General features: G+C 75.1%; 5 protein-coding genes. 1 reads left to right on the top strand and 4 read right to left on the bottom strand.

The window, feature by feature from the left end; translation table 11 throughout:
- Both ACWGDE_RS36235 and ACWGDE_RS36230 read right to left on the bottom strand, forming a co-directional pair.
- Positions 1–635: CoA transferase subunit B (locus ACWGDE_RS36235; protein WP_453393331.1), on the bottom strand; the 635-nt coding region annotated here is incomplete at its 3' end.
- A gap of 1 nt (position 636) precedes the next feature.
- Entirely contained in the window at positions 637–1431 is a 795-nt protein-coding gene (locus tag ACWGDE_RS36230; RefSeq protein WP_453393330.1) for a CoA transferase subunit A, read from the bottom strand.
- Positions 1432–1672: 241 nt separating this feature from the next.
- Between ACWGDE_RS36230 and ACWGDE_RS36225 the strand changes: the two genes are divergently transcribed.
- Complete coding sequence (locus tag ACWGDE_RS36225) at positions 1673–2389, top strand: hypothetical protein (protein WP_453393329.1); 717 nt, start codon at positions 1673–1675, stop codon at positions 2387–2389.
- Positions 2390–2417: 28 nt separating this feature from the next.
- On the opposite strand, the gene ACWGDE_RS36220 is transcribed toward ACWGDE_RS36225, so the two are convergent.
- Entirely contained in the window at positions 2418–3080 is a 663-nt protein-coding gene (locus ACWGDE_RS36220) for a GNAT family N-acetyltransferase (protein ID WP_453393328.1), read from the bottom strand.
- 10 nt (positions 3081–3090) lie between these two features.
- Positions 3091–4665, bottom strand: a complete 1575-nt coding sequence (locus tag ACWGDE_RS36215; protein ID WP_453393327.1) for a hypothetical protein — start codon at positions 4663–4665, stop codon at positions 3091–3093.
- Positions 4666–4777: the final 112 nt, after the last annotated feature.

Raw genomic sequence — 4777 nt, 5'->3', positions numbered from 1 at the left:
TCTCCGGAGACCGCGAGTTCCGCGCCCGTCGCCGCGCGCACCTCGTCCACCGTCACCCCCGGCGCGAGCTCGCGCAGCAGGAACCCCGCCGGGGTCACGTCGACGACCGCGAGATCGGTGATGACCCGCTGGACGACGGCCCGCCCGGTCAGCGGCAGCGAGCACCGCTCCACGAGCTTCGGCGCGCCGTCCTTCGACGTGTGTTCCATGAGCACGATCACCCTGCGCGCGCCGTGCACCAGGTCCATGGCGCCGCCCATCCCCTTGACCATCTTCCCGGGGATCGTCCAGTTGGCCAGGTCGCCCGACGCGGACACCTGCATGGCCCCCAGCACCGCGGCGTCGATGTGACCGCCGCGGATCATGCCGAAGGACAGCGCGGAGTCGAAGAACGAAGCCCCCGCCCGGACGGTCACCGTCTCCTTGCCCGCGTTGATCAGGTCCGGGTCCACCTCGTCGGGGAGCGGGTACGGGCCCACGCCGAGGATCCCGTTCTCCGACTGGAGCACCACCTCGACCCCCGGCGGCAGGTGGTTGGGGATCAGGGTCGGCAGCCCGATCCCCAGGTTCACGTAGGTGCCGTCGGTCAGTTCACGGGCGGCGCGGGCCGCCATCTGCTCGCGCGTCAGGGCCATTTCAGTTGCCGCCTTGCTGCTCGGGGAGGAGGGGCCGGACCGTGCGGCGCTCGATGTGCCGCTCGGCCGCCGGGTCGTCGGGGTCGATGCGGACCACCCGCTGGACGAAGACGCCCGGCAGGTGCACGGAGTCCGGATCGAGCTCTCCCGGCTCGACCAGCTCCTCCACCTCGGCGATGGTGATCCGCCCCGCCATCGCCGCGAGCGGGTTGAAGTTGCGCGCCGAGGAGTGGAAGACGAGGTTGCCGTGCCGGTCGCCGCGGGCCGCCCGGACGAGGGCGAAGTCCGTGGTGATGCCCTCCTCCAGCAGGTACTCCCGGCCGGCCCAGGTGCGCAGCTCCTTGGGCGGCGAGGCCACGGCGACACCGCCGTCGGCCCGGTAGCGCCACGGCAGTCCGCCCTCCGCCACCTGCGTGCCGGCCCCGGCCGGCGTGTAGAACGCCGGGATTCCCGCGCCGCCGGCCCGCAGCCGTTCGGAGAGGGTGCCCTGCGGGACGAGTTCGACCTCCAGCTCGCCGCTCAGGTACTGCCGGGCGAACTCCTTGTTCTCGCCCACGTACGAGCTGGTCATCCGGGCGATCCTGCCCGCGCGCAGCAGCAGTCCGAGCCCCCGGTCGTCCACCCCGCAGTTGTTGGAGACCACCTCCAGGGCGACCGCGTCCGCACGCTCCAGCAGCGCGCCGATCAGTACGCCGGGAACCCCGCACAACCCGAAGCCGCCGACCGCGAGCGAGGCCCCGGCGGGGATGTCCGCCACCGCCCGGGCCGCGCTCGCGACCTCCTTGTCCAGTCCCATCACACCTGCTCCTCCACCCGGCCCGCGGCCGCCGGCCATCCGACCGGACCGGTGCGGCCGGGCCGACACGGACGACCCTAGGAACCGGCGGCGGGGCCTGGCCATGGCGGCCGGGCACACACCGGGGCGGGGTCCTGTGTGGACCCGAGGGGGTCCGCGGACCTTGCGGTGACGGGAACCGGTGGCGGGGCGCGTACGTCCCAGCGGAGCCGATCCGGCACCGGAGTGCGAGGAGGAGATCATGTCCGACCGAACCGCCGGGCGAGTCCCGGGTGTTGGAGCCGGCAGGTACGGGTCGCTGTCCGCCGTCAGGCGCGGTGTCCTGTCCGTGGCCGCGGGACTGGGCGCCGCCGCACTGCTCAGCGGGTGCGGGGAGGTGGTCGCGAGCGAACCGGTCGGGCCCGGCGTATCGGTGCGGACCAGGAGCGCGGAGCCCTGTCCCGTGCTCGACCCGGGCACCCCGCGGACGGTGCCGACGCTGATCGACGGCACCCCGGCGAACACCCCCGAGGCGGCGCGGCTCTCCCAGGCCATCGGCGCCCAGGGCGACGGGGCCTTCGCCGACGTGTACTCCACGCAGATCACCGACCACCCGGCGGGCCGGGTCGCCCTCTGCGTCACCGACCCGGTCCGCGGCCGCCTCCTCGTGGAGGCGGCCCACGCGGCCGATCCGGGCGCGGACCCGGCCCGCGCGGACCTCTACGTGAGCCCGTACTCCCGCCGGACCCTCGACGCGGCCGCCGACAGGATCGTCGGACTGGAGACGGAGTTCCCCGTCCACAGCGTCTCCGGCGGCAACGGCTCGTCGGTGGAGGTGACCACCAGCCTGGAGGGCACGCAATCCGCGGAGTTCAAGGCACGGCTGGAGAGGGCCGCCGGGGGCGTGGCGGACGTCGTCCGCAGGGGCGAGCACGCCACGCCCCTGCTCGGGGACAAAACCCAGAGCCCCGCCCCGTGAGCGGCCCGGAGCGAGCCCGCCCGCCCCGCTACGGGGCCGTGCAGCGCGCCGCCGCGGCGTCCTGCCGGCGGAACCACACCGGGTCGATGACGCGGCCGTCCGGGAGGGTGTGCGTACGGGCACCCTCCGTCTCGGTGAACCCGCCCGCGAGGAGGGTCCGGCGGCACGGGGCGTTCGTGGTCTCGGTCCCCGCCGTCAGCGTCTCCAGGCCGAGGTGGCGGTGCCCGAACTCGGTGATGGCGCCGACCAGTTCGGTTCCGTACCCGCGGCCCCGGTAGGCGGGAGCGAGCCAGATCCCGACGGAGGCGTCGTGCCGGGTCACCGAGCCCATGCCGACGCAGGAGCCGTCGGCGGCGTCGACGGCCAGCAGGCGGTGCTCCTGGCCGGAGTCGGGCAGCTCGACGCTCTGCGCCATGGCCTTGCGCAAGGTGCGCGGCAACGCCTTCAGGGCGACGGCCCGGTTGGCGTCGTTCAGGGCCAGCAGGAAGGCGGAGGTCTCGGCGTTCTGGATGTCCTCGGCAGGCCATCCGAACCAGTGCTGGGCCTCGGGGTCCGACGCGGCGGCGGTGCCGATCCAGAAGTCGAACTGGCTCCGCGGGGTGCGCAGGAGCAGCCGGGGGGTGCGCAGTACGTGGTGGCCGTCCCGGCACGTGTCAGCGGCGCCGCGCCGCGATCGGAGCAGCCTGATCATATGTTGGTCCTCACGGGAGGGACTCTACGGCCGGAGCGCCGCGGTCCGCGTGCGTGATCAGCTCCTCCATCACCGCCCGGGGAAGCGAGGGATTGGCCGCCGCGCCCTCGGCGACGGCCGGCGCATCGTGGGCGAGCAGCTCCACGAGGACCGGGCCGGACAGTGCGGGGTGGCGTGCGGCGGCGGGGCCGGCCTTGTGGTCGGCCAGGCACGGAAGCAGCGCCGCCTCCGTGGCACGGGGGTGCACGGCGATCGCGCGCAGGGCCCGCAGCGCCGGCGGATCGTGCCGGGCCATCTCCTCCAACAGCCCGGACGGGGTGCCCGGATTGGCCGCCACCTGCGCGTGGACCTGTACGCCGTGGCGCGCGACCATCGCGCGCAGCCGGTCCTCGGGCAGGCCCGGGTGCGGGGCGACCGCGTTGGCCACCACCGCGTCCGGGTCCTCGGCCAGGGCGTCGCGCAGCCCGGGCGGCAGGGCGCGGCTGCGGGCCGCGAGCTTGCGTACGGCCGCGTGCGGGGAGGCGGCCAGTTCCGCGAGCTCGTCGGGGGTGGCGGAGTCGATGCGGGGCAGCGGTTCGGGGCGGATCCGGACCCTGCGGGCCAGGTCCGCCAGGACGTCGAGGGGCACCCGCGGCTGGTGGGCCAGCCGTCGGAGCAGGTCCGCCTCGTGCCGTGCGGCCAGCTCGCGGATCAGCGGTGCCTCGAGGGCGGCGTTCCCGGCGGCGTCCAGCCGTACGCCCGGCATCGGGTCGGCGGCGAGCAGCGCGTACGTCTCCTGCGGCAGGTCGGACCGTTCGGCGAGGGCCCAGCGGATCAGCATGGACGGATGGCCGGCGAGGCCGGCCGCGACGGCGGTCGGCGTGGAGGGGTTGCGCGCGGCCCGCTCCACGGTGGAGTGCACGGTCGACTCGTGAGCGCCCGCGCAGGAGTCGCCTCCGAACAGTTCGCAGTCCGGGCGCTCGCAGGAGGGGTCGTGCGTGAACGGGATCTCCTCCTGGTCGCAGACCAGGCAGGAGAGCGCCGGTTCGAGCCCCTCGCCGGTGATCAGTGCCGCCAGCACGGCCGGCGGCACCGCCTCGTTGCCGGCGGTCGCCATCCGCACCCGGGCGTGCGGGTGCGTCGCGAGCCGGGCGGCGATCTCCGGTTCGGTGGTCCAGATGCCGAGTTCCGCCACCACTTCCACGTCCGGGTCGACGGCGAGGGTCTCCTGGACGTCGAGCGGCAGCCCGGGCCGGGAGGCGAGGTCCCAGCGGACCTGGTGCTCCGGGTGGGTGGCGAGCGCCCGCGCCCACTCGGGCGGACCGAAGCCCTCGTCGAGCATGGCCAGGGCCACCGACGGCCGGGCGAGCGGGTCCACGTCGGCCGGGTCGAGGAGTCCCGCGCGCCCCATCCGGCCCGCGGCGAACTCGTCGGCGGCCGCGATCGCGCGGATCCGGCCGGGGGAGAGGTCCGTACGTTCGCCGAGCTCGTAGAGGAGCTCGTCGTCCGGATCGGGCACCGAACCGTGCAGGGCCATCAGCCGGTCGACGAGTTCGGACGGCAGGGCGGGATTGGCGGCGAGGCCGCACAGCAGACGGATGTTCATCGCCCGGGGACGCTACAGCGGTGCGTCCCGCGGGCGAAACGATTTCCGGCGGGCCAGGGCGGGCCAGGGCGGGCCAGGGCGGGGCAGGGCGGGGCACGTCGGGCCAGGGCAG

This window comes from Streptomyces sp. NPDC054956 (genome assembly GCF_053609185.1).
Note: the sequence above shows the minus strand (reverse complement) of the source record. Positions and strands in the feature narration are given on the sequence as shown.